The sequence below is a fragment of the Caballeronia sp. GAFFF2 genome, assembly GCF_023631485.1.
Taxonomy (GTDB): Bacteria; Pseudomonadota; Gammaproteobacteria; order Burkholderiales; family Burkholderiaceae; genus Caballeronia.
Window position 1 is genome coordinate 593,317 of the sequence record NZ_JALQDA010000035.1, and the last position, 22,645, is coordinate 615,961.

The window sequence follows — 22,645 nt, forward strand, 5'->3', positions numbered from 1 at the left end:
GGTGCATCAAAAGTTACGCCACGTCCAGCTTACTTCGTCGTGACCGACGACGGCACGAAGACGAAACCTTCCATCAGACGCCGCGCGCTGCGGCTCATGATGGCTTTTGTCACGGTCCAGCTTCCGTCGCGTTGCTCGGCTTTCGCGCCCACTTCGAGACTGCCGGAAGGATGCCCGAAGCGCACCGGTGCGTGCGCATTCGCGACGAGCCGGTTGACGACCGTCCCCGGAATGGCCGCCGCGACGGCGATAGCCACGGCGCCCGTGCCCGTCATCGCGTGATGCAGCTTGCCCATGGAAAAGATGCGCGCGTTGATGTCGAGCGCGCTCGCATCGACATGCTTGCCGCTCGATGCAACGTAGCTCGCGGGCTTCGCGACGAAGGCGAGCTTCGGGGTATGCGGGCGCGATTGCGTGGCTTCGTCGGCTGACGCGGCGAGACCCATGCGCACCGCGGCGTGAGCGCGAATGGCTTCGGCTCGTTGCAGCAAGGCGCTGTCGCTGTTCACGTCGCGCTGCAGTTCACTGCCTTTCAAGTCGAGCGATGCCGCATCCACGAAAATGGCCGGGTTTCCCGCGTTGATCATGGTCATTTCGACCGAGCCGACGCCGGGCACGTCGAGCACGTCCATAGCGTTGCCGGTCGGGAACATGGTCTCGTTTGCATCGCCGGCCGGTTCGAGAAATTCGATCTTGATCTCGGCTGCGGGGAAGGTCACGCCGTCGAGTTCGAAGTCGCCTTCTTCGACCACTTCGCCGTCTTTTATCGGCACATGCGCGATGATCTTCGCGCCGATATTCGCCTGCCAGATGCGCACGGTGGCCGTGCCGTTACGCGGGGCATCGACGAGACCCTGCGCGATGGCGAACGGACCGACCGCCGCAGTCAAGTTGCCGCAATTGCCGGACCAGTCGACCACCGGCCGGTCGATGGCGACCTGACCGAAGCGATAGTCCACGTCGCAATCTTCACGCGAGGAAGGACCGATGATCACGACCTTGCTCGTGCTGGAGGTCGCGCCGCCCAAGCCGTCGATATGCTGGCCATAAGGGTCGGGGCTGCCGATCACGCGTAGCAGGACGGCGTCGCGCACGGCAGCGTCGGCGGGTAGCCAGTCGTCGCGAAAAAATACGCCTTTGCTGGTGCCGCCGCGCATGTAGACGGCCTGAAACTTCGACTGAGCCAAGATGATTCTCCGGGTGTGCACGCATTCGATGTCTTCATTAAACATCAAAACGTCCCGACCCGGATAACTTACAAAAGCATCTCAACGCCTGGCATAGTCTTTCGCCGAACACAGCGAGGCTGCCAGCGCGACTTGCGTTTCATCCTCGCCGCGCAGACGCGCGAGCCACTTGCCCGCGTTTGCCGATGCAGTAGCGAACGGCGCGGTCACGCGTTGCAGATAGGCTGTCATCGGCGAGACGATACTGACGTTCTCCATCATGCCGCGATCTTCGTGATCGAGGATATGGCAATGCATGACGAATTCGCCCGTGAAGTCCTGATAGATCGTGCGCATGGAAAGCTGATACCCGGCCTTGATGAAAAGCGTATCGCGCTCCACGCCTTGCAGGTTGCAGTACTCCGTGTCGCCGGTTTGAAGCTCTTCGTCGGTGCAACCCCCCGAGCCATTGAAAATGGAGTTGCCGGCTGCGTTCTTGATGTCGATGATCCTGAACGGATTCGTGTGAATGTGAAACACGTGTGTGGCGAAGGCCGTGGCAGAGACGTTCCATTGATCGATGTTGCCGAGCACGCCGGTGTAAGCAGTGACGCTCGGATCGTAGCTCTTGCCGTTGATGGTGAATGCGGGCGGCTTGATGTCGAACACAGCAGGCACGACGTTGACCACCTTGCCATCCACCGGCACACTGGGCGCGAACGCTCGCAACGTAAGCGATGCGAGATCCGTCTTCGCGGGTTCCGCGAGCGTGGGATTGGCCGCGACCAGTTGATTGCGAATGTATTGCCAGTAGCGCGAGTGATTGCCGACCGTGGTGTTCGGAATGTTGACGCCGGGACCGACACGCGCGAGCGACAACAGACGCCGGTCCTTCGCCTTCGATGAATTGGTTCTGAAGTTGATGGTCGCGGAAGCCGAGGCGGCTTCGTCGAGTATGCAATACACGCCCGGCGATGGAAAGGCAACGAGCACGTCGCTGCGGTAGCCGGGGTTCATCGAATTGACGTCCTTTTCGACCATCGCGTTCATGGTGATGCCGTCTTCGGCGAACTCGAGTTGCTTGACGGTTTCACCGCTGCAGAGTTGATCGAGCGTCAGGGTCTGCGACGTCTTGGTGTTGTCCTTCGCGAGCGCCGAGGCTGCCGCGCTCGTCGCCGTGTTGACCTGCGCCGCGCTCAAGGACTGCGAATCCGCCACGCCAACGGCCGAGAGATTTGCACGCACGATCTTCACATTGATGGTGTCGCGATTGCCGCCATGCACCATGCGAAGACGGCGCACTTCGCCTGCGGGTACGAAGGTCGTGGCGCTCGGAAAGACTGGCTGAACCACGCCGTTGATCTGCGTATAACGGCCGGATATTTGCCACGTCGAATTGAACTGCCCCGTGTGACCGGGCCGCGGGTCCTGAACGAAGGAAAGCTGGTTCGTATAGCCGCGAATTTCGCCGATCTTTCCAGATGGGCAGATCCATTCGAAAGTGGTCGGGTCGGCCAATGGCACGGTGGATTGCGCGTCGCTGAAGCAGCCGTATTCGATCTGCTGAAACAGCATGACGTGTTCGCGCATCGGCAAGGGCAACAGCAGGAAGCGGCGATGCAGGATGGTGTCGATATCGGCGCTGCCATCGACGACGCCACGGCGCGCCTGACGTGAACCGCGCACGATCAGCACGCCGGCCATGCCGCTCGCGACATCGATGGCAGTCGAGCCGTGCAGATGCGCGTGATACCAGAACGTGCCGGAGGGATGCGTCGACGGAATGTTGTAGACGTATTGCTGCGACTGCTGAGGCAGCACCGTCAGCAGCACGTTGTCCGACTTGCCGGAAGGCGAGACATGCAGACCGTGCGTATGAATGTTCGTGTGATTGAAGCAATGCGGCGTGGAGTGATCCGGATTGTCCGGGCAGTCGTCCACGGGATCGTTCACCTGCAACCTGTTGTTGAGCTTTAGCCTGAGCGTGGCGCCCGGCTTGATGCTGATGGTCGGCCCGGATGGGCAGCCATTGTACGAACGCATCGACACGGTATCGAAGGCGTTGGTGGAGGGGTTGTAGATGCGGTAGCTGCCCTTTTGCACCGACAGCGCGACCGAGGCCGAATTACCCGATGGATTCAGCCCTTGCAAGCACTGAAGCCGCGCAAGTATCGAAGCAAGCCCGCCCGGCGTTGCGACCGCTGTGTTGTCCGCCGTGGTGTCGGAGTCGTCGCTGAGATCGTCGAACGAACGTGTGGTCAGCGTGCTCGACGTGCTCTGCGCGAAGCTCATAGCGGGCGCGAATGCACAAGCGAGAAGCACGATCGGCAGAGCGCTTTTGAAACGACGAACGAGGGATTTCATGATCCGCTCCTTGCATGGACGAACACGGTTGGCTCGCTGCAAGAGGACATTAGGTGATTGGAAGAATGTCGTATCCCTAATCTTTTTCGATCTGTTCGCTTCACCACACGATGACCCGAGCGAGACGGTAAAAGCCGGTTGGCGTTGAAATCCCTGAGAGGGGAATATGAAAGGAAACCGAAGGGCGATGCCTCGGCGTCATCGCTTGCATGGAATTAGATCGGAACCCGAAACAATCTTCAGATGCGACGAAATTCATCGCATCAATGCCATGGATTCATGTCTGACGATTAGGCGAAGTCGTCCTTGCACTCCCAATCCCGTCATAAGCTTTCCACCCGTTCGTGCTTTTGCATATGCAAATCGATTCGTTCGCGTCCGCGTGACGGCGTTTTAACGTGTGCGCTGCGGCAGCAGCCCAGCAACGCCGCCAAGATCATCGACGACAGACGAAACAAAGGAACGGCAATACATGGCAGGCATCGATCGACGGGGATTTCTTATTTCATCGGGCGCGGCGCTCGCGTCCGCAAGCCTGTCCTCACTGGCGTTCGCTCAGGGCGACGCCGGAAGTCCGAAGCGCGGCGGCACGCTCAACATGCTGATCAATCCCGAGCCGCCCGTGCTCGTATCCATCTTTCAGACGACGGGGCCCGCGCTCGTCGCCAGTTCGAAAGTGCTGGAAGGCTTGCTCGCCTACGACTTCGATCTGAAACCGAAAGCGCAATTGGCGACCGCATGGAACGTAAGCCCGGACGGTCTCAAGTACACGTTCACGCTGCGCGAGAACGTCAAGTGGCACGACGGCCAGCCGTTCAGCTCGGCCGATGTCGCGTTTTCCATCGATTTGCTCAAGTCGATCCATCCTCGCGGGCGTAGCACGTTTGCCAACGTGGTGAAGGTCTCGACGCCCGATGCGCGCACCGCCGTGATCGAATTGTCGAAGCCCGCACCGTATCTGTTGAAGGCGTTGTCGGCGGGCGAATCGCCGATGGTCCCGAAGCATCTCTACGCCACGGGCGACCCGCTCTCGAATCCGCACAACAACGCACCAGTCGGCACGGGACCGTTCCGCTTCAAGTCGTGGACACGCGGCGCGAATATCGTCTATGAGCGCAACCCGGACTACTGGGATGCGGGCAAGCCGTATATCGATTCGCTCGTGTTCAAGGTCATTCCCGACGCGGCGGCGCGTTCCGCTGCGTTCGAAACCGGCGCGCTCGATCTCGGCGGCGAGAATCCGGTGCCGCTCACGGACTTGCCGCGTCTTGGGCAACTGCCGCAGCTTGCCACGGAAACGCGCGGGTATCGTTTTCTTCAGCCGCAATCGGAGATCGACTTCAATCTCGATCATCCGATCCTGAAGGATCTGCGCGTGCGTCAGGCCATTGCGCACGCCATCAATCCGCAGATAGTGCAGCGCACGATTGCATACGGTTACGCCGATATTTCGCCGACACCGATCACGCCTGCATCGCCCTATCACGACGCCAAGATCACGCCCTATGCGTTCGATACGGCGAGCGCCGAGAAGCTGCTCGATGCGGCGGGTTATCCGCGCAAGAACGGCGGGCCGCGTTTCAGTCTCACGCATGACTTCCTGCCTTATGGCGATATGCATCGGCGTCAGGCGGACTATGTGAAGTCGGCGCTCTCGCGCGTGGGGATCGACGTGACAGTGCGCTCGCAGGACTTGCCTTCGTTCCTGAAGCGCGTGTATGCGGACCGCCAGTTCGACTTCACCAGCATAGGCGTGAATACGCTGTTCGATCCGAGCGTGGGCGTGCAGCGTCTCTATTGGTCGAAGAATATTCGTCCGGGCGTGCCGTTTTCCAATGCGCCGCACTACAGCAATGCGGAAGTCGATACGCTGCTCGAATCGGCATCCGTGGAAACGGATGAAGGCAAACGGGTCGCGCTTTATCAGCAGTTCCAGCAGATCGTGAATCGCGACTTGCCTGTTCTGAACCTCATCGCGCCGCGCATGATCACGGTCGCCAACAAGCGCGTGCATAACCACACGGTGTCGGCACAAGGTCTGGAAGGCAATCTCGCCGATGTCTGGCTGAGCGCGTGAAGGCATCCACATGAGCCGACGCACGCGCCTCGCCGCCATCGTTCGCCGCACGGCCTGGCAAGCCGTGCCGACGATGCTTGCCATCGTGATCCTCAACTTCTTCCTGCTGAAGCTCATGCCGGGCGATGCCGCCGATGTCATCGCGGGAGAGTCCGGCTCGGCCACGACGGAGAGCTTGCAAGCATTGCGCGCGAAGTTCGGTCTCGATCAGACGGTGCTCCATCAGTTGTGGTCGTATCTCTCGCATCTCGCGCACGGCAGTCTTGGTTTCTCGCCGCGTTACGACGCGCCCGTCATGCAGCTAATTCTTTCGCGGTTGCCCAATACACTCATTCTGATGGGCGCGGCACTTGGCATTGCAATCGTGGCGGGCATCGTACTCGGCGCGGTCATGGCGCATTGGGCCGGCAAGTGGCCGGACCGTGTGCTGTCCGTGCTTGCGTTGTTGCTCTATTCGACGCCGGGCTTCTGGATCGGGCTTCTCGCCATCGTGCTGTTCTCGGTGCATCTCGGCTGGCTGCCGAGCGGCGGCGACGTGACGGTTGGCGCGAACCTGCATGGCTTCGCTTATCTGGCCGATATCGGCAAGCACGTGCTGTTGCCCGCGGTCACGCTCGCCACGTTCTTCGTCGCGATCTATGCGCGTCTCACGCGCGCCGCCATGCTCGAAGTGCAGCGGCAGGACTTCGTGCGCACGGCGCATGCAAAAGGATTGCATCCGTTGCGCGTCACCGTGCGGCATGTGCTGCGCAATGCGCTGATGCCGCTCACGACGATGGTCGGCATTCACTTCGGTACCTTGCTCGGCGGCGCGGCCGTGACCGAGACCGTGTTCAGTTGGCCAGGGCTTGGCCGCCTCGCGCTCGATGCCGTCATGGCGCGCGACTTCAGCGTTCTGCTCGGCGTGCTGCTGCTTTCGTCGCTGCTCGTGATCGTGGCGAACGTGGTGGTCGATCTGTTGCAGGCATGGCTCGATCCGCGTATAGCCTGATACGCCCGACACGCCCGACACGCCTGACATTCATTCGAGGACGCATGGCTTCCGATTCCCCCGAACTCGTTTCATCCCATGCCTCGCCCTGGCGGCGTCAGCTCGCGGGCGCGTTGTTCGGCACCCGCCGTGGTGAAGGCGCACCCACGGCCCGCGCGCGGCGTGGCGCATGGCACGCGTTATTGCGCAACCCTTCGGCGCTTGCGGGACTCGTGTTGCTCGCGGCGTTCATCGTGCTTGCGTTGAGCGCGCCGCACTTCTTTCCGGGCGATCCGCTCGACATGGTTGCGCTTCCATTCGAATGGCCTGGCGCCGATCCGATGTATCGCCTCGGCACCGATTCGCTTGGCCGAGATGTCGCCGCGGGCGTAGCCCACGGCACGCGCGTGTCGCTACTGATCGGCGCATCGGCGGCTGCGATCGGCTTGTTGATCGGCACGCTCGTGGGCGCTATCGGCGGCTTCTTCGGCGGTCTCGTCGATGATCTGCTCGTGCGTATCACCGAACTCTTTCAGACCGTGCCGTCGTTCCTGCTCGTGATCGTGATCGTCGCTATAGGACGGCCCAGCGTGACGATCATTGCGCTTGCCATCGGCATTGCTTCGTGGCCCACGGTCGCGCGAATCGTGCGTGCCGAGTTCCGCGCCTTGCGTCAGTCGGACTTCGTGCTTGCGGCGCGCAGCCAGGGCTTCAGCAACGCGCGCATCATCTTCGGCGAGATTCTGCCGAACGCGTTGCCGCCGGTGATCGTCACTGCATCCGTGATGGTGGCGAGCGCCATCCTGATCGAATCGTCGCTTTCGTTTCTCGGCATGGGCGACCCGAACGTCGTCACGTGGGGCGGCATGATCGGCGCGGGACGCGATTCGTTGCGTACCGCGTGGTATCTGACGGCGATACCGGGCGCGGCCATCGTGCTCGCCGTGCTCGCATTGAACCTGCTCGGCGACGGTCTCAACGACGCACTCAACCCGCGCATGCGCGAACGACCATGACGAGGCGCGACGTGGCCAATCTACTCGAAGTGCGCGACCTGCGCGTGAGCTTCGGCGCGCAACACGCGGTGCGCGGCATCGACCTCGATATCGCGGAAGGCGAGACGCTGGCGCTCGTCGGCGAATCGGGCTGCGGCAAGTCCGCGACCGCGCTTTCGCTCATGCGTCTCGTGCCGGAGCCCGGCCGCGTGACGGGCAGCGTGCGTTTCGACGGACGCGATCTGCTTGCGCTGGCGCCACGTGAAATGCGTGCGATGCGCGGCCGACAGATATCGATGATCTTCCAGGAGCCGATGACATCGCTCAATCCGGTGCTGTCGATCGGCGCGCAGATCGTCGAGACCTTGCGGCAGCATGAGGCGCTCTCGAAGGAAGCCGCACATAGACGTGCCATCGAATTGCTCGACCTCGTGCATATTCCCGAGCCGCAGCGGCGCGTGTCCGACTATCCGCATGAGCTTTCGGGCGGGCAACGTCAGCGCGTGATGATCGCCATGGCGGTGGCGTGCAGGCCGCGTCTTCTCATCGCCGATGAACCCACCACCGCGCTCGATGTAACCATTCAGGCGCGCATCCTCGAATTGCTCGCGGAGCTGCGGCGTGAACTCTCGATGTCGTTGTTGCTCATCACGCACGACCTCGGCGTCGTCGCGAACCATGCGGACCGGGTGGCGGTGATGCTTGCGGGCGAGAAGGTCGAGGAAGCGAGCGTGGAGCAGCTTTTTACCGCGCCCAGCCATGCCTATACTCGGGGATTGCTCGGGGCGTCGTTGAATCTGTCCGGCGAGTTGCATTATCGCGAGTGGAAGCTGCCGGAGATAAGGCACACCGTCACCGAAGACGGTAAGCCCGTCTTCGACGTTACGCCGCTTGCGCCGCATCGGATCGTGCCGACCGCACAGGCGGACGATGTGCCCTTGCTCTCAGTGCGAGATCTATCGGTGCATTACGCGCATCGTCATGGCAAGGACTTGCTGCGTGCGGTCGATGGCGTGTCGTTCGACATCGCACGCGGTGAGACGGTCGGTCTCGTTGGCGAATCGGGTTGCGGAAAGTCCACGCTATCGAAGGCGATCATGCGGCTCGTGCCGTCCACTGCCGGCGCGATCCAACTGCGCGGCACCGACCTCGCGCCGCTTTCCGAACGTGCCTTGCGCCCGCTGCGCCGTCAGGTGCAGATGGTGTTCCAGGACCCGTATGCGTCGCTCAATCCGCGCCGTAGCGTGGGTGAAATACTCGAAGCGGTGCTCGAAGTAAATGGCATCGGCGATGGGAAGACACGGCGTGCACGCGCTGCGGCCATTCTCGATCGCGTCGGTTTGCCCAGTGCCGCGCTCGGGCGCTATCCGCATGAATTTTCGGGCGGTCAGCGTCAGCGCATAGGCATTGCGCGTGCGCTGATTCTCGAACCCGCGCTTCTCATCTGCGATGAACCCGTGTCCGCGCTCGACGTATCCATACAGGCGCAGATTCTCAATCTGCTGGTCGAACTCAAGCGCGATCTCGGGCTTGCGTATCTCTTCATCTCGCACGATCTTTCGGTGGTGCGCTATATCGCGGACCGCGTGCATGTGATGCAGGGCGGACGCATCGTGGAGAGTGGACATCATCGCGAGATATGGCGAGCGCCGCGGCATGCTTATACGCGCACGCTGCTCGAAGCCATTCCGGTGAAGCAATTCGATGCGGAAGCCGCATGACACAGAACCATTCAAACAAGGAAGAAGGTATGTCACAACAGGACCCGCGCCAGGCCGCGCTCGATGCGCTGCCCGCGCTCGCCGAGGCGATCGGCGAAGATGCAGCCGCACGAGAGGTGCGCCGCGAGTTGCCCTTCGAGGGCTTCGCATTGTTTCGTCAGTCGGGTCTTGGCAAGCTGCGCTTGCCGGTGGAATGGGGCGGTCTCGGCGGGTCGCTCGAAGACGTGTTTCATGTGATCGCCACGCTTGCCGCGCATGAAAGCAATGTCGCGCATGCGCTGCGTATTCACTTCGATCAGACCGAAGCGCTGTTGCTCTCGCCCCGCACGCCGTTCAACGAATTGCAGATCAGGCGCGTGGTGGATGGCGCGATCTTCGGCGGAGCTTCGACCGAAGCGGGCACGTCGCGTCCCGGCGAGATCACGACCCGTTTGCAGCGCGACGGGGAGCACTTTCGACTGAGCGGCCGCAAATATTACTCGACTGGCACGGCGTTCTCGGACTACGCGCGCCTCAACGTGCAGGACGAAAACGGCGATGCGGCCGTTGCCATCGTGCCCGTGCAACGTGAGGGTTTTCGCGTGATCGACGACTGGGACGGCATGGGCCAGCGCATGACGGCAAGCGGCAGTCTCGAGTTCGACAATCTGCTCGTGCATGCCGATGAAGTCACGCCGCGCGTGCAGTCGACGCTCACGGGACGTCATGGCGGCGCATTGCGTCAGTTGCATCTCGTGACGGTGGCGGCGGGCATCGTGCGCAATATCGTCGCGGATGCAAAGCGTTATGTGCTGAAGCATGGCCGGCCGGTGATGCACAGCACCGCGCCCACCGCGCGCGAGGATGCGTTCATTCAGCAGGTGATCGGCGAACTGAGTGCGCATAGTCACAGCATCGATGCACTGGTGCGCGAAAACGCGCGCGAGCTGGAGCGTTCCGCACAAGCCATTCGCAATGGCGTTGCGAATGCCGAGGCGCTCGTGCTCGAAGGCGCGCTTGCGACGGCGCGCACGCAGATCGTGGTCAGCAAGCTCGCGCTGTTTGCAGGCGAGCGGATGTTCGAGGCGGGCGGTGCATCGGCGACTTCCCGGGCGCATAACTTCGACCGGCACTGGCGCAATCTGCGGACCATCTTCAGCCACAATCCGCTGCTGCACAAGGCACGCGTGATCGGTGACTACGAATTGAACGGCGTGACCACGCATTTGACCGAAGGGAAGGTTTTCTAAGCTGCATTGAAGCCGTTCACCGGACGAGGCACGGCGAAGTGTCCAGCGCTCGCGCGGGTTTCAGCGCAAAGGTGAACCGCGAACTTCTGGACGCGGCAGCCCGAGTCGCGCTTCATCGCCTTCATCACGAGGCGATGAAGCCATCGCAAAGCTCAGGGCTTGTAGCCGTCGTTCAACGTCTGCAGGAACGCGACGATGTCGCGAATATCCGCACCCGTCATCGCGGGCTTGTCGCCGAACTTGCGGTCGAACGGCGCGTCCTTGTCATCGATATTCGCGTGATACCGCGGCGGCAGATCGTCGTACTTACGCACCGCGCCCTTCGCGTCTTTCGAGTAGAACTTTTGCGGCGCGGTATTGCGCTCGTTGTAGAAGGCCATCACGTCGTCGAGCGAATGATAGATGCCGTTGTGAAAGAACGCGTGGCGCGTAGCGACGTTGCGCAGCGTCGGCGTGAGGAACATGCCGCAATACTGCGTCTGGTCGCGCAGATCGTCACGGAAAGGTCCGCATACGCCCATGTCGAAGAACTTCGGATCGTGATTGATCGCGAGCTTGTCGTTGCGCGGCACGCCAAGCGACTCGTATTGATAATCCGTGAACATGGGCGGCAGGCCATCGCCGCCAGGCTTCGACAAATGGCATCCCGCGCAATTGGCCTTGGCGGGATCGTTGAAGAGGTGCAGGCCGTGCAACTCCGCTTGCGTGAGGCGCGTCTTGCCTTCGAGCCAGTAGTCGTACTTGCTCGTATAAGGATGAAACGCCTGTTCCTCAACCTGATAACGCGCCACCGCGAACATGGCTTCCGACACGGCAAGGCCGCGCGTATCGAAGATGCGCGGGCCGAAGAGCCTTTCGAATTCGCCCTTGTAGGCCGTATGCGCGAGCTTGCCGGACACTTCGTCGAGACTCGTGTTCGCCATCTCGACCGGGTTCAGCATGGGACCGGATGCCTGTGCCTGCAAGGTATCCGCGCGGCCGTCCCAAAAGAGGCCGCCTTGTGGAACCAGCGCGGGTGCGGCGGGCGCCACGCCTGCGTTCTTCGTGGCGCGTTGCGTGCTTTTGGCCTGATCGGCGAGTTGCGCGAGATCGGGCGGGGCGTCGGCATCGCCTGCATCGGGACCAATGCTGAAGTTCGGTTGCCGATACAGATACATGAGCGAAGGCGGCGGCCGATAACCCTGCAAGCTCAAATGCGGTCCGCCTTCCTGCACGGACAAATCGTTGGATGGCCCGAACGAATGGGCCGGGTCATGGCATGACGCGCACGACTGCTTGCCGGATGCGGAAAGCGTCTTGTCGAAGAAGATGTTCTTGCCGAGTTGCGCGACCGCACTCAGTTGCACGGCCGGCGGACGCTGCAAGACAACCGGCGCGGGATTCGCGCCGGTCAGGTTTTCCACGATCTCGCCGACGGCCGCAGGCACATGCGATGGATACATCAACGCAAACGCACCGAACGCGCCTGCGGCGATCACGAGGGCAGCAACGCCGCGTAACGCATGACGCCTGAGCGGCGGCTTGTGAGGGGAACGACCGAAGGCGGGTTCGACAGTAGCGGACATGTGCGGATGAGTTCGGAAAAACGCGATGTCGCCGGCGAGCGGCGACACGATACGAGTGGCGATGGCGCGCATTGAATGCGCGCGCCATGCGTCACCTTCAGATTGCGGGCACCGATGCGACCGGCGAACCGAGCGACTGATCGACGAAGACCTTCGGGTTGTTGCCCTTGCCCGAGAAGTCGAACATGCCCATGATGCTGCCGGCCGTGGCGTCGAACGAACCGCTGCCGAGACGCGTCGAACCAAGCCAGTTGTCTTCGATGAAGCGCACCACCGAAGCCTGCGAGATCGCCGTGTGATCGACGTAATTCACCTTCGCCCAAGGCGAGATCACGAGAAACGGAATGCGCGTGCCCGGACCGCAGCGGCCATTCACCGCGCCGCCGTTCACGCCGACGGGCGCCGCGCCCGCGCCGCATTTGCCCGCACCGTTCAACTGGTCGGCTTGCGGATCGAACGACGATGAAGTCGGTACCGCATAAGCGTGGTCGTACCAGCCATCCGAGTCATCCCATGCAACGATCACGGCCGTCGTGTTCCAGTCGGGTTGTTGCTGCAGGAAGTTCACGATCTTCGACGTGAAAGCCTGCTCGTCGAGCGGATCGGAATAACCCGCGTGACCGTCCTGGAACGCGGGCGCCTTGATGAAGCTCACCGAAGGGTAGTTGCCGGCCTTCACCGCAGCGAAGAAGTCGTCGCTATCGTATTCGTGATTCGCGGGCTCGGCGGTCTTGCCATCCGCCTCCAGCGACGAACCGATGGCCGCCGTCGAACTCGGACGCAAATGCTGCGGATTCGCCGTCGACGCGTAGTACTGGAACCAGTTGTGATGTGCAACGTAGTCGGCCGTGGATGCATTGACCACGTTCGAGAAGGTCGCGCGCTTGCAACCGGTCGAGCCGTCGCTGTTCACGGTGGCGAGATTGAAACCGCCCATGAAGCCGCCCCACGTGATGCTCTTCGCATTGAGCAAGTCGCCGATGTTCTTCGAGGTCATCAACGCCTGATCCGTCGTGCTCGAACAGACGTCGTTGGCGGGATCGACGTCGTTGATCATCGAGAAGCCGCCTTGACCGTCGGCGACATAGTACGAGCCCGATGCCGTCGTCAGGTTGAACACGGGCTTGCTCGTCTTCACGATCTGCATGCCGTTGTTCTGGCCGGAGACGACTTCGAGCGCGCCGGGCGTGGACGGGCCGTAGGTGTCGGTGTACGCGTTGTCGCTCATCGCGAAGTTTTGCGCGTAGTTCCACAACGCGGCGACCGTGTTGCCGTCGTAATAGCCCATGACTTGGCCTGCCGTGCCGAATGCACCCGCGCCGCCGCTCGAACCCTTTCCCGTGTATTTCGGGAAGAGATCGGCTGCACCGTTGTTATAGGCTTGTTGTTCCGCGGTGTAAGCGTGGTTCTGGTCGGCGGTCGCGGCTTGCGTGCGATCGAGCCGGAACGGGTTGGCGGCAGCCGCGCCGTTCAGCGTGTTGACGAAGTTCGGGTTGGCCGTGAGCAGCGTGCCAGTGAGGCCATTGACCGTCGGCGTGCCGGCGGCCGCCGTGAAGGCGGGCTCGCCCGCGGGGTTGGCGGCGTTCGGGTAGGTTGCGAAGTAGTGATCGAACGAGACGTTCTCGTTGAAGATCACGACTACGTGCTTGATGGGCGTGGCGGTGACGAGCTTGTTTTGCGCGCTCTGTTGAGCGTTGTTGTCGTGATCGCTGCCGCAGGCGTAGAGGCCGAAGGCGGCGATCGCGGCCGATGTTGCGACCATGATGGCTCGACGAAACATGAAGGAACTCCGGGGGTCGATGTGATTTTGTTTGATGAGGCGCAAAGGCTTCTCCTCGACGCGGATTACAACACTCGCGTGTTGCGCGTCGAAGTCGAAGCGCTTTCGCACCTCTTACTTCACATTGACGATTCGGCGTATTCCGGCGTGTTTCCGATCCGACTCCGTAAGGCTCTTATTTCGCGGCAGCCCCAATGCCGTTCAGTTCCTCGATCACTTCCGGCGACAATTCGAGGCCCGCACTTTCGATGTTCTGCCGCAAATGCGCGCGTGAGGACGTACCCGGAATGAGCAGGATGTTTTGCGAGCGTTGCAGAAGCCATGCAAGCGCTACTTGCATGGTGGTGGCGCTCACCTGTTGCGCGACGCGATTCAAGATGTCGGATTGCAAGGGCGAGAAGCCGCCGAGCGGAAAAAACGGCACATACGCTATGCCTTGCTGCGCAAGATGATCGATCATGGCGTCGTCGCCGCGATGCGCGAGGTTGTACTGGTTCTGCACGCAGACAATGGGCGTGATGCTCTGTCCTTGCGCGAGTTGCTTCGCCGTGACGTTGCTCAGGCCGATATGCCGGATGAGGCCCTTGCGCTGCAATTCCGCAAGCGTCGTAACCTGTTCCTCGATATCGCCTTCAGCGGGACCGGCTATGTCGAACATGACGCGCATGTTCACGACGTCCAGCACGTCGAGGCCGAGATTGCGCAGATTGTCGTGCACGGCAGATTCGAGTTCGGCGGGAGACCGCGCGAGATTCCACGATGCGTCGTCGCCGCGTTTGGCCCCCACCTTGGTGACGATCACGAGATCGTCGCGATACGGAAAGAGCGCTTCACGAATCAGTCGATTGGTCACGTGCGGGCCGTAGAAGTCGCTCGTGTCGAGATGCGTGATGCCGCTGTCGATCGCTTCACGCAGCACGGCGATGGCTTCGTCTTGGTCCTTGGGCGGGCCGAACACATGCGGCCCTGCGAGTTGCATGGCGCCGTAACCCATGCGCGTCACGGACGATTCGCCGAGTTGATAGAGGCCAGCGCGGTTTGCGTCGGTCATTGCAATGCTCCTTGCATCCGTCGATGCGAAATGGATTCTCGAAACTGCTCGTCTATAATACGAATAATCCTTCAGATTGTGCATTCGCATATGTCGAGCGACAACAAGACCGCGTTGAAGCCCCGCAAGCTGCCGCGCCAGGCGCGTTCGCAGGCCACCGTCGATGCAATCTTCGACGCCACTATTCAGGTTTTGCTGGCCGATGGTTTGCAGCGGCTCACCACCATTCGCGTGGCCGAGAGGGCCGGTGTGTCCATCGGCACGTTGTATCAATACTTTCCGCACAAGCAGGCGTTGTTGTTCGCGGTGCTGGAGCGGCATCTCGGCAGAGTAGGCGACGTGCTCCAGCAGGCGGCGGAGTCGGTGCATGGCGAGTCGCTGGCGACCATGGTGTCTACAGTCGTGGAGGCATTCGTACGAGCAAAGACCGCACGTATAGATGAAGCGCGCGCGCTGTATGCGGTCGCGGCCGAACTCGATGTGCGGGAGCTTGCGCAAGGCGCGGAACGCCGAAGCCGCGCTACGCTCGTTGCCATGCTTGCGACAGCGTCGGACGCCATCTTCGACGATCTCAATACCACTGCCTTCATGCTCGCGGCGGCGATGGTTGGACCCACGCGCTTGATGGTCGAAGGCGGAGCACCGCGCGCCATGTTGCGGGCCCTGCCGCGTCAACTCGAGTCGCTATGTCTGGGTTATCTGGAGCGAGAGGCAAGGCCGCGCGCGCGGTTGAAGCGCACCGGCGCTTCGTGAGTACGGCGTGCATGGGGCGGAGTTAGCCAGCCTTCGAGTTTTGAGCTAGGCTTGATGTCTCGACTCAACTCATGGCTGCAAAATCATGTCTCGTCCCCTGCAAATCGACTTCGTTTCCGACATCGCGTGCCCGTGGTGCGCCGTTGGTCTTTCATCATTGCAACGCGCGCTGGAACGCCTAGGCGATACCGTCGATGCAACCATCACGCTGCATCCGTTCGAACTGAACCCGGACATGGGTCCGGAAGGCGAGCGTATTGTCGATTACCTGGGCAGAAAGTACGGCCGCACGCCCGAGCAAATAAAGGAAGCGCAAGCGATGATCCGCGAGCGTGGCGCGAGCGCCGGCTTTACCTTTGGTCAGCGCGATTGGGTGTACAACACATTCGATGCACATCGGTTGCTGCACTGGGCGCGTATCGAAGGAAAGCAAGTGCCGCTCAAGCTCGAACTCCTGCGTGCGTATCATTCCGATGGTAAAGACCCGAGCAATCAAAATGTATTGATCGAAGCCGCCAAGGCCGTCGGGCTCGACGGCGACGCCGCGCGTGATGTGTTGATGAGCGGTGCGTATGCGAATGAGGTCCGAGACGAGGAACGCGAGTTCCAGCGACTCGGCATCAGTTCGGTGCCCGCGATCATCTTCGATCGACAATATCTCGTGAGCGGTGGCCAGCCCGTGGAAGCGTTCGAAGAGGCCATCCGCAAGATCGTCGCCGAGGCGCAGTAAGGAAACGAAGGGCACGCTTACTTGGCTGCGCCGACGAGCGAGAAAGCGTCCCAGGTCGGATCGATAGGCGTGTGCGGATTGTGCGTGAGCGCTTCAGCCACGAGCGGTTCGCATGCGCCGTAATCCGAACCGACACTGTCGCTATGCGCTTGTGGGAAGTTCACGCCCGTGACCTGACCGCCCCAACGATTGACGGTCGCGGTCATGCTGCACTTGCCAGCCCCACCCACCTTCAAATCCAGCACGAGCGCGTTCAAGTCGAGCGCCGCATCGGAGTTGGAAAAATTCCACTGCACTTCCATACGGTCGCTTGGGCTATTGCGATCCACGAGCTTCATGGTCTTGTCGGGAATGCCGACGGACTGCACCAAATCGAGCACATTGGAGCCGATGAGCGCGCCGTCGGTGTTGCGGGCTTCATGCGTTCGAATGGCGCTACATCCTGTCAGCAACGTGAAAAGAAAAGCGAAAGCGATCGTCAAACGTGACATGCGGGCTCCTTTCGATGAGCGTATCGATTGATGAAACGGCGCGCGTCCCTCGAATGGTGCAGGATTGCCGAACGACGCGAACCGCTTGAATACTGGTGCGACACCGCTGCTGCGGGCTGGTTCCAAACTTGCGGCATCGGTTTATGTGTTGAACACGGGTTACTCGCTTTCAACGCGCCACGGAAACAGTCCAAGCCATGCGAAGGAGACTTGATGCACAACGATGAATCACGACAATCGAACATGCGGCGACGCGTGCTTGCTTCCATCGGCGCGGGTTTGCTCGGCACGATGAGTGTGGGTGCAGCGACGCAGACGGCATTTGCTGCAGGTGCAAAAAACGCGCCTCGTCTGGAAACCGTGGCAACTTTCGACGATGATTTTCGTCTCGTGGGAATCGGCGTATCGAAGGAGGGGCGTGTGTTCGCCACGGCGCCGGCTTCGGCGAAGCGATCGCGCTACAGCATGGTCGAAGTCGATACGAAGACCGGCGCGCTCACGCCGTTTCCCGACGAAAGCTGGAATGTTTTCAAACCGGATGAAGATGGTTCGCATCAGTGGATCTCGGTACAAGCGCTATGGGTCGATGAACAGGACCATCTGTGGGCGCTCGACTCGTCGCTGACATCGGTCGATCAGACACGTCAGCCACCGAAGCTGATCGAGTTCGATCTGGCTACGAAGAAGATCGTGCGTCGGTTCGACTATGGCAGTGTGGTGACGCCGAAGGACTCGCTCAACGACATTCGCGTCGATCTGAAACACGGCTACGTGTTTTTGAGCAATGCTGCAAATCAGGGCGGCGTGGCAGTGACGAACCTTGCAACTGGCGAGTCGCGTCTCGTGCTCGCGGGCGACAAGTCGAGCGTGTCGGACCCGCAGCAGCATCTCATGTTCCGCGATCAGATTGCGCGCAAGGGCGATGGCAGCGTCCTCGTCTTACAGACCGATGGCATTGCGCTTTCGCCCGATCGCGAATGGCTTTATTACCGGCCGCTCACGGATCACCACTATTGGCGAATGCCGACCAAGGCGCTTATCGATACGTCGCTTTCTGCTGACGCCCTATCGAAGAAGGTGCAGTTTCTTGGCGACGGCGCATTGACCGGCGGTCTCATCATGAGTCCGGCTGGCGTGCTTTACGGTGGCGATCTGGAGAACAGGACCGTGGTGGGCTTCGATGTCGTCGAGAAGAATGGCAAGCCCGGGCTCGTGCAGAAGACGCTGGTAGGCAAGCATCCGCAGCTTTCATGGGCTGATGGCTTTGCTATTCAAAACGGCTACTTGTATATCGCGGATTCGCATTTGCATGAGTTGAACAACTTCTCCAATCCTTACCCGCGCGAAGGCAAGTTCGCGATCTTTCGCGTGCGCTTGCCGAAGCAGCCGGCGCATGGGTTGGCGGGTTGAGTTTAGCCTGGCGGTTGATGCTGCGGCTCATCGACGGATTGCCTCAAGCGAGTCAAGCAAGGGCCACGCACTTGCCAGTTCGCTTCGCATTTGGTCGATGAGCCATTGCGCGATCTGCCGGGCAAGCTCCGGAGGATTCGACGAGCGATGTTCGAGCACACAGTGACAGCCCGTCGCGACATAACGACTCCGTGCTGGCACCACCTTGCCTATCGTTAAGCGGTGCGCTATTGCCAGCAACCATCCGAGGACAATGCGACGCACAGAGTTCGAAACTGCGTGGACTGAAGGGCAGTCCGTCGGGTCGGTTGATGAGGGATCGGTTTGGAGAATTTGCTTGGCTGAGTCGATATTCACGATTCAACGTGGAAGCGCCGCCAACGCAATATCGCCCGCGTTCCCTAATTGCTCGACCTGCCAGCATTTATCCATCAACGCGCGAGTTTGCTCGGGCGAAAGAATCCCATCGGCGAGATCGGAGAACTTCTTCTCCAATTGCTGATCGGTCATCGGCACTTCGGTACTGCCGATAGCATGCTGAATATACTTGTGCAGCTTGCGGCCGTCCTTCAGCACGATCGTCATGTCGACCTGTTCCGGTTTTATCGCGGGATCGATGATCGCATTCACCTTGTCGCGCAACGCGATGGTATTCGGGTCGCGCACCTTCGCATCGCTGAACTGCTTCTCACCGGCCGCGCCGTCGATTATCGCAATCGCTACCGCATGATAGATGCTGAATTTGCCTTCGAGCCCGATCTGCGGCGTCTTCTTCCCCGTCAACTCAATGACGAGAGGATGCACGCGAAGATCGATACGTTCTATTTGATCCGCTTGCAGCTTGTTTTCGTTGCGAAGCTGGATTGCACCGTCTATTGCCGGATGAATGACGATGCCGCATGCAAACGGCTTGTACGTATTCAAGGTCGATTCGTAATGCGATCCCAGACCTTCGGTAATCTCGCGGTAATCCTGCTTCGTGCTGATGGTGTTGGCCCATCCGCGCTTGGCTTCGATCATGCCGTCAGAACTCGTGTAATCCCTTGCCGCCAGCAAGGCCGCGAAGATGCCGTTCGCGGCGGCGCGCCCCGGATTGAAGCTCTTGTTCATCGAGCCGAATGACTCGCGCAGTCCTACCGGTTGCGACGCTGCAAGTCCCAGCGCCCATACCATTTGCTGAACGCTCAGTCCCATGAGCTTGCCGGTCGCGACGGCCGAACCGAATACGCCGCATGTTCCGGTGATGTGCCAGCCGACATCGTAGTGATTGGGATACACGGCATTGCCAATGCGCAATTCGGTTTCGACACCCAGCACGAGTGCGTTGAGGAAGTCCTTGCCCGACACCGGTTGGTATTGCGAGAACGCGAGGATCGCGGATGCCACGGGACCCGCCGGGTGAATGATCGTCTTGAGATGCGTGTCGTCGTAATCGAAGATATGACTGCTGACGCCATTGATAAACGCCGCGTTCATGATGTCGAAGCGCTCGGTGCGGCCCAGCAGATTGGCTTGTGGCGGACCCGAGAATGGCGTGAGCGCGGCGACGGCGCGACTGACGGTTTCATCGTGCGAGCCGCCGACCGCGACGCCGACCCAGTTCATGAGCGTGCGCACGCCTTCCTTGCGTGCTGGCGCGGGCAAATCTTGATAGCTCGTCTTGCAGATGAACTCCGCAAGTATGCGTGTGACTTTCGGCGGGCGGGCGTTGGGTGCGCTTGCGGGCGCAGGTGTTGAAGCCGAAGCCGCGTTAGATTGAGCGAACGCGGCCGGACTGACGGTAGCCGATGCCAAGGCACCCGCTGCGCTGGTCCTGAGGAAATTACGACGGTCGAATGCGGACATTTTCTTTGTCTCCTTGAGTACTCATGCCGTGATAGATGGCTTGGTATCGCGGCGAGCAGGTTTCGCTCCCGAAGAGATCAGACTCACGGTCCTCCAGCGTGATAGGACCTTTCCTTGACAGCCTCGTTCAGCAACTGTTATTAATAATGGTTATCATTAGCCTGAATCGATCACGCCGCTGGCTTGCGTGACCATCGCGCTTGCAACTTCTGCTCGGCCATCTGTTTCGATGCCATCGGCGTCGGTCACACGGCGCGTGTCCGCGACGGGACACAGTGCACTCATGAACTCAAGGATTCGCCAGCCAATGACTGGTTTGATTACGAACCGAATTGCCCGCGTGGGGCCGCTCGTATCGCGCATCGTCTGCGCGATGTTCGGCGGTTACACGCTTGCCGCCCTGACGAGCGTCGCCGCGCTCGCGCTGCCGATGAGCAAGCCACAAGCGGTGCTCACCGGCATGCTGGCAAGTTTCGTCGTCTACGTATGCGCGGTGATCTGGGTCTTCGCGGTGCGGAGCGCAACGCGCGCATGGTTCGGATGCCTTATCGTATCGATACCGCTCCTGATCGCGGCGTGGTCGGTATGAAGGCAGACGTCAAACCGCGCGGCATCCGCCAGAGCATGTCGGACCTGCATACATGGGCCGGTCTGCTCGTCGGGTGGATTCTCTATGCCATGTTTCTCACCGGCACGGTCAGTTACTTCAAGGACGAGATCTCGCAGTGGATGCGCCCGGAAGTCGCGCATCAAAAGGTCTTGCCCGACGCGGCATCCGCTGCCGAACGCGTCGCCGCGACGCTTGGCACCATCGCTGCGGGAAGCTCGCAATGGAGCTTCGACTTGCCGAACGATCGCAGCAGCGTGATGGGATCGTTCTGGCGCACGCCGGGCGCGGCGCAGAGCCGGCGCACGTTTTCGGAAGCGAGCTTCGATCCTGCAACCGGCCAGAAAGTGACTACGCGCGAGACGCTTGGCGGTGACTTCTTCTACCGCTTTCATTTCCAGTTTTACTACATGCCCGCGCTGTGGGGACGCTGGATTGCAGGCTTCTGCGCGATGTTCATGCTGGTCGCAATCGTAAGCGGCGTCATGACGCACAAAAAAATTTTCATCGACTTCTTTACTTTTCGATGGGGCAAGGGACAACGCTCATGGCTCGACGCGCACAATGCGCTGTCGGTGTTCGGCCTGCCGTTCCACTTGATGATCACCTACACCGGTCTCGTCACGTTGATGGCGATGTACATGCCGTTCGGCGCATCGGCCGCATTCAAGACGCCCGCGGAACGCCAGCAGATGACGGCGCAACTGAGCGCATTCATTCAACCGGGCAAGCCCGATGGAACGAAGGTTCCGCTCGCGCCCATAGCTCCGATGGTGCGCGAAGCCGAAGCGCGCTGGGGCCGGGAAAACGCGGGACGAGTGACGATCACGAATCCGGGCGACGGCGCGGCACGCGTGGCCGTATCGCGTGGCGATGCGGTGCGTGTATCGATGAGTCCGCAGTATCTTCTCTTCGATGGCGTGACGGGCAAGCTCATCGACGTGAAAGACAGCGTGGGCGCAGCCGCCGAAACGCGCGGTGTGCTCTATGCGTTGCATCTCGGGCGCTTCAGCGGTCTGCAACTGCGCTGGCTGTATTTCATCGTCAGTCTCGCGGGCACGGCGATGGTCGGCACCGGCCTCGTCATGTGGACGGTCAAACGCCGTCAAAAGCTGCTCGATCCGACGCGGCCGTACTTCGGCTTCTGGCTCGTCGAGCGGCTGAATATCGCGAGCATTGCGGGACTTTCCATCGCCATGACCGGATATCTGTGGGCGAATCGACTATTGCCCGTGTCGATGCACGACCGCGCCGAAGCGGAGATCAACCTGTTCTTCGCCATCTGGGCGGCAACGTTGCCGTGGGTGTTCGCGCGGCCCGCGAAGCGCGCGTGGATGGAACTGCTTTGGCTTGCGGCTGCCTTGCTCGCGCTCTTGCCGGTGCTCAATGCCTTCACGACGCAAAGGCCGTTCTGGCGAAGTGTCCCGGAAGGCGATTGGGTGTTCGCCGGATTCGATCTGATGATGTGGGCGTTCGCCGCGTTGCATGCCGCATTGGCGATACGCATAGCACGTCACACGCCGCGCGTGAAGCCCGCGAGAACCGTCGACGAGCGCAAGGTGACGATGAAGGAAACCGAGGAGGAAAGCACGTGACGCATGGAATCGCCTTGCTGGTCTGCGTCGTGTCATTCGCGTTTCTTGCGCTGGCAATGGAGCGGCATCAAGAGACCCTCTTCGGACGCGAGCTGTCACGCGGTCAGTCGCGCGCGTTTCGCACCGCCGGATGGTGCGGCCTCGTGCTCGCGCTTCGATACCTCGTCGGTGGCGAAGGCTGGGCGCTCGGACTCGTGAGCTTTAGCGGATGCACGAGTCTTGCCGCAGGCATCGTATATGGCGCGCTCATCTTGCTTGACCGACGCGAGGTTCGTGGATGAATGAAGCATCGCCCA

Annotated in this window: 19 protein-coding genes; 11 read left to right on the forward strand and 8 right to left on the reverse strand. The window is 61.0% G+C overall.

The window, feature by feature from the left end; translation table 11 throughout:
* Positions 1 to 29: 29 nt before the first annotated feature.
* Together prpF and NCT04_RS28830 are read right to left on the reverse strand one after the other, a co-directional pair.
* On the reverse strand, positions 30 to 1,232 hold the full coding sequence (gene prpF / locus NCT04_RS28825) for a 2-methylaconitate cis-trans isomerase PrpF (RefSeq protein WP_502800705.1): 1,203 nt from the start codon (positions 1,230 to 1,232) through the stop codon (positions 30 to 32).
* Positions 1,233 to 1,268: 36 nt separating this feature from the next.
* Positions 1,269 to 3,530 (reverse strand): multicopper oxidase family protein, encoded by a 2,262-nt coding sequence (locus NCT04_RS28830; protein ID WP_250469246.1) that lies wholly within the window; start codon positions 3,528 to 3,530, stop codon positions 1,269 to 1,271.
* A 472-nt stretch (positions 3,531 to 4,002) separates the two neighbouring features.
* On the opposite strand from NCT04_RS28830, the gene NCT04_RS28835 reads away from it, so the two are divergent.
* Genes NCT04_RS28835 through NCT04_RS28855 form a run of 5 tightly spaced genes read left to right on the forward strand, consistent with a single transcriptional unit; the run spans position 4,003 to position 10,522 of the window.
* Positions 4,003 to 5,607 (forward strand): ABC transporter substrate-binding protein, encoded by a 1,605-nt coding sequence (locus NCT04_RS28835; protein WP_244830896.1) that lies wholly within the window; start codon positions 4,003 to 4,005, stop codon positions 5,605 to 5,607.
* Positions 5,608 to 5,617: 10 nt separating this feature from the next.
* Positions 5,618 to 6,598: an ABC transporter permease gene (locus NCT04_RS28840; RefSeq protein ID WP_244830895.1), complete on the forward strand. Its 981-nt coding sequence runs from the start codon at positions 5,618 to 5,620 to the stop codon at positions 6,596 to 6,598.
* 44 nt (positions 6,599 to 6,642) lie between these two features.
* On the forward strand, positions 6,643 to 7,593 hold the full coding sequence (locus tag NCT04_RS28845) for an ABC transporter permease (RefSeq protein ID WP_250469247.1): 951 nt from the start codon (positions 6,643 to 6,645) through the stop codon (positions 7,591 to 7,593).
* Between the two features lie 11 nt (positions 7,594 to 7,604).
* Entirely contained in the window at positions 7,605 to 9,293 is a 1,689-nt protein-coding gene (locus tag NCT04_RS28850; protein WP_250469248.1) for an ABC transporter ATP-binding protein, read from the forward strand.
* Positions 9,294 to 9,322: 29 nt separating this feature from the next.
* On the forward strand, positions 9,323 to 10,522 hold the full coding sequence (locus tag NCT04_RS28855; RefSeq protein ID WP_250469250.1) for an acyl-CoA dehydrogenase family protein: 1,200 nt from the start codon (positions 9,323 to 9,325) through the stop codon (positions 10,520 to 10,522).
* Between the two features lie 152 nt (positions 10,523 to 10,674).
* Here NCT04_RS28855 and NCT04_RS28860 read toward each other — a convergent pair whose 3' ends face one another.
* The 3 genes from NCT04_RS28860 to NCT04_RS28870 form a co-directional block, all read right to left on the reverse strand.
* The gene (locus NCT04_RS28860; RefSeq protein WP_502800710.1) at positions 10,675 to 12,087 is read right to left on the reverse strand and encodes a cytochrome-c peroxidase; all 1,413 of its coding nucleotides are present in this window, start codon (positions 12,085 to 12,087) and stop codon (positions 10,675 to 10,677) included.
* 97 nt (positions 12,088 to 12,184) lie between these two features.
* Positions 12,185 to 13,867, reverse strand: coding sequence for a phospholipase C (locus tag NCT04_RS28865; protein WP_250469251.1), 1,683 nt, complete (start codon positions 13,865 to 13,867; stop codon positions 12,185 to 12,187).
* A 175-nt stretch (positions 13,868 to 14,042) separates the two neighbouring features.
* Complete coding sequence (locus NCT04_RS28870; RefSeq protein ID WP_250469254.1) at positions 14,043 to 14,918, reverse strand: aldo/keto reductase family oxidoreductase; 876 nt, start codon at positions 14,916 to 14,918, stop codon at positions 14,043 to 14,045.
* Positions 14,919 to 15,008: 90 nt separating this feature from the next.
* Between NCT04_RS28870 and NCT04_RS28875 the strand changes: the two genes are divergently transcribed.
* Both NCT04_RS28875 and NCT04_RS28880 read left to right on the forward strand, forming a co-directional pair.
* Entirely contained in the window at positions 15,009 to 15,671 is a 663-nt protein-coding gene (locus NCT04_RS28875) for a TetR/AcrR family transcriptional regulator (RefSeq protein WP_250469255.1), read from the forward strand.
* Positions 15,672 to 15,756: 85 nt separating this feature from the next.
* Positions 15,757 to 16,401: a DsbA family oxidoreductase gene (locus NCT04_RS28880; RefSeq protein ID WP_250469256.1), complete on the forward strand. Its 645-nt coding sequence runs from the start codon at positions 15,757 to 15,759 to the stop codon at positions 16,399 to 16,401.
* 17 nt (positions 16,402 to 16,418) lie between these two features.
* On the opposite strand, the gene NCT04_RS28885 is transcribed toward NCT04_RS28880, so the two are convergent.
* Positions 16,419 to 16,892, reverse strand: a complete 474-nt coding sequence (locus NCT04_RS28885) for a hypothetical protein (RefSeq protein WP_244830887.1) — start codon at positions 16,890 to 16,892, stop codon at positions 16,419 to 16,421.
* Positions 16,893 to 17,105: 213 nt separating this feature from the next.
* On the opposite strand from NCT04_RS28885, the gene NCT04_RS28890 reads away from it, so the two are divergent.
* Positions 17,106 to 18,302: an L-dopachrome tautomerase-related protein gene (locus NCT04_RS28890; RefSeq protein WP_250469257.1), complete on the forward strand. Its 1,197-nt coding sequence runs from the start codon at positions 17,106 to 17,108 to the stop codon at positions 18,300 to 18,302.
* A 360-nt stretch (positions 18,303 to 18,662) separates the two neighbouring features.
* On the opposite strand, the gene NCT04_RS28895 is transcribed toward NCT04_RS28890, so the two are convergent.
* Entirely contained in the window at positions 18,663 to 20,147 is a 1,485-nt protein-coding gene (locus NCT04_RS28895) for an MmgE/PrpD family protein (RefSeq protein WP_250469258.1), read from the reverse strand.
* Positions 20,148 to 20,303: 156 nt separating this feature from the next.
* A complete protein-coding gene (locus NCT04_RS34525) occupies positions 20,304 to 20,432 on the reverse strand; it encodes a hypothetical protein (protein ID WP_284503466.1) in 129 nt (42 codons plus the stop codon).
* 22 nt (positions 20,433 to 20,454) lie between these two features.
* Between NCT04_RS34525 and NCT04_RS28900 the strand changes: the two genes are divergently transcribed.
* Genes NCT04_RS28900 through NCT04_RS28910 form a run of 3 tightly spaced genes read left to right on the forward strand, consistent with a single transcriptional unit; the run spans position 20,455 to position 22,630 of the window.
* On the forward strand, positions 20,455 to 20,736 hold the full coding sequence (locus NCT04_RS28900) for a DUF3649 domain-containing protein (protein ID WP_250469259.1): 282 nt from the start codon (positions 20,455 to 20,457) through the stop codon (positions 20,734 to 20,736).
* Entirely contained in the window at positions 20,733 to 22,349 is a 1,617-nt protein-coding gene (locus NCT04_RS28905; protein WP_250469260.1) for a PepSY-associated TM helix domain-containing protein, read from the forward strand. The genes NCT04_RS28900 and NCT04_RS28905 overlap by 4 nt, the downstream gene beginning before the upstream one ends.
* The gene (locus tag NCT04_RS28910; protein ID WP_250469261.1) at positions 22,346 to 22,630 is read left to right on the forward strand and encodes a DUF3325 domain-containing protein; all 285 of its coding nucleotides are present in this window, start codon (positions 22,346 to 22,348) and stop codon (positions 22,628 to 22,630) included. The genes NCT04_RS28905 and NCT04_RS28910 overlap by 4 nt, the downstream gene beginning before the upstream one ends.
* Positions 22,631 to 22,645 lie beyond the last annotated feature (15 nt).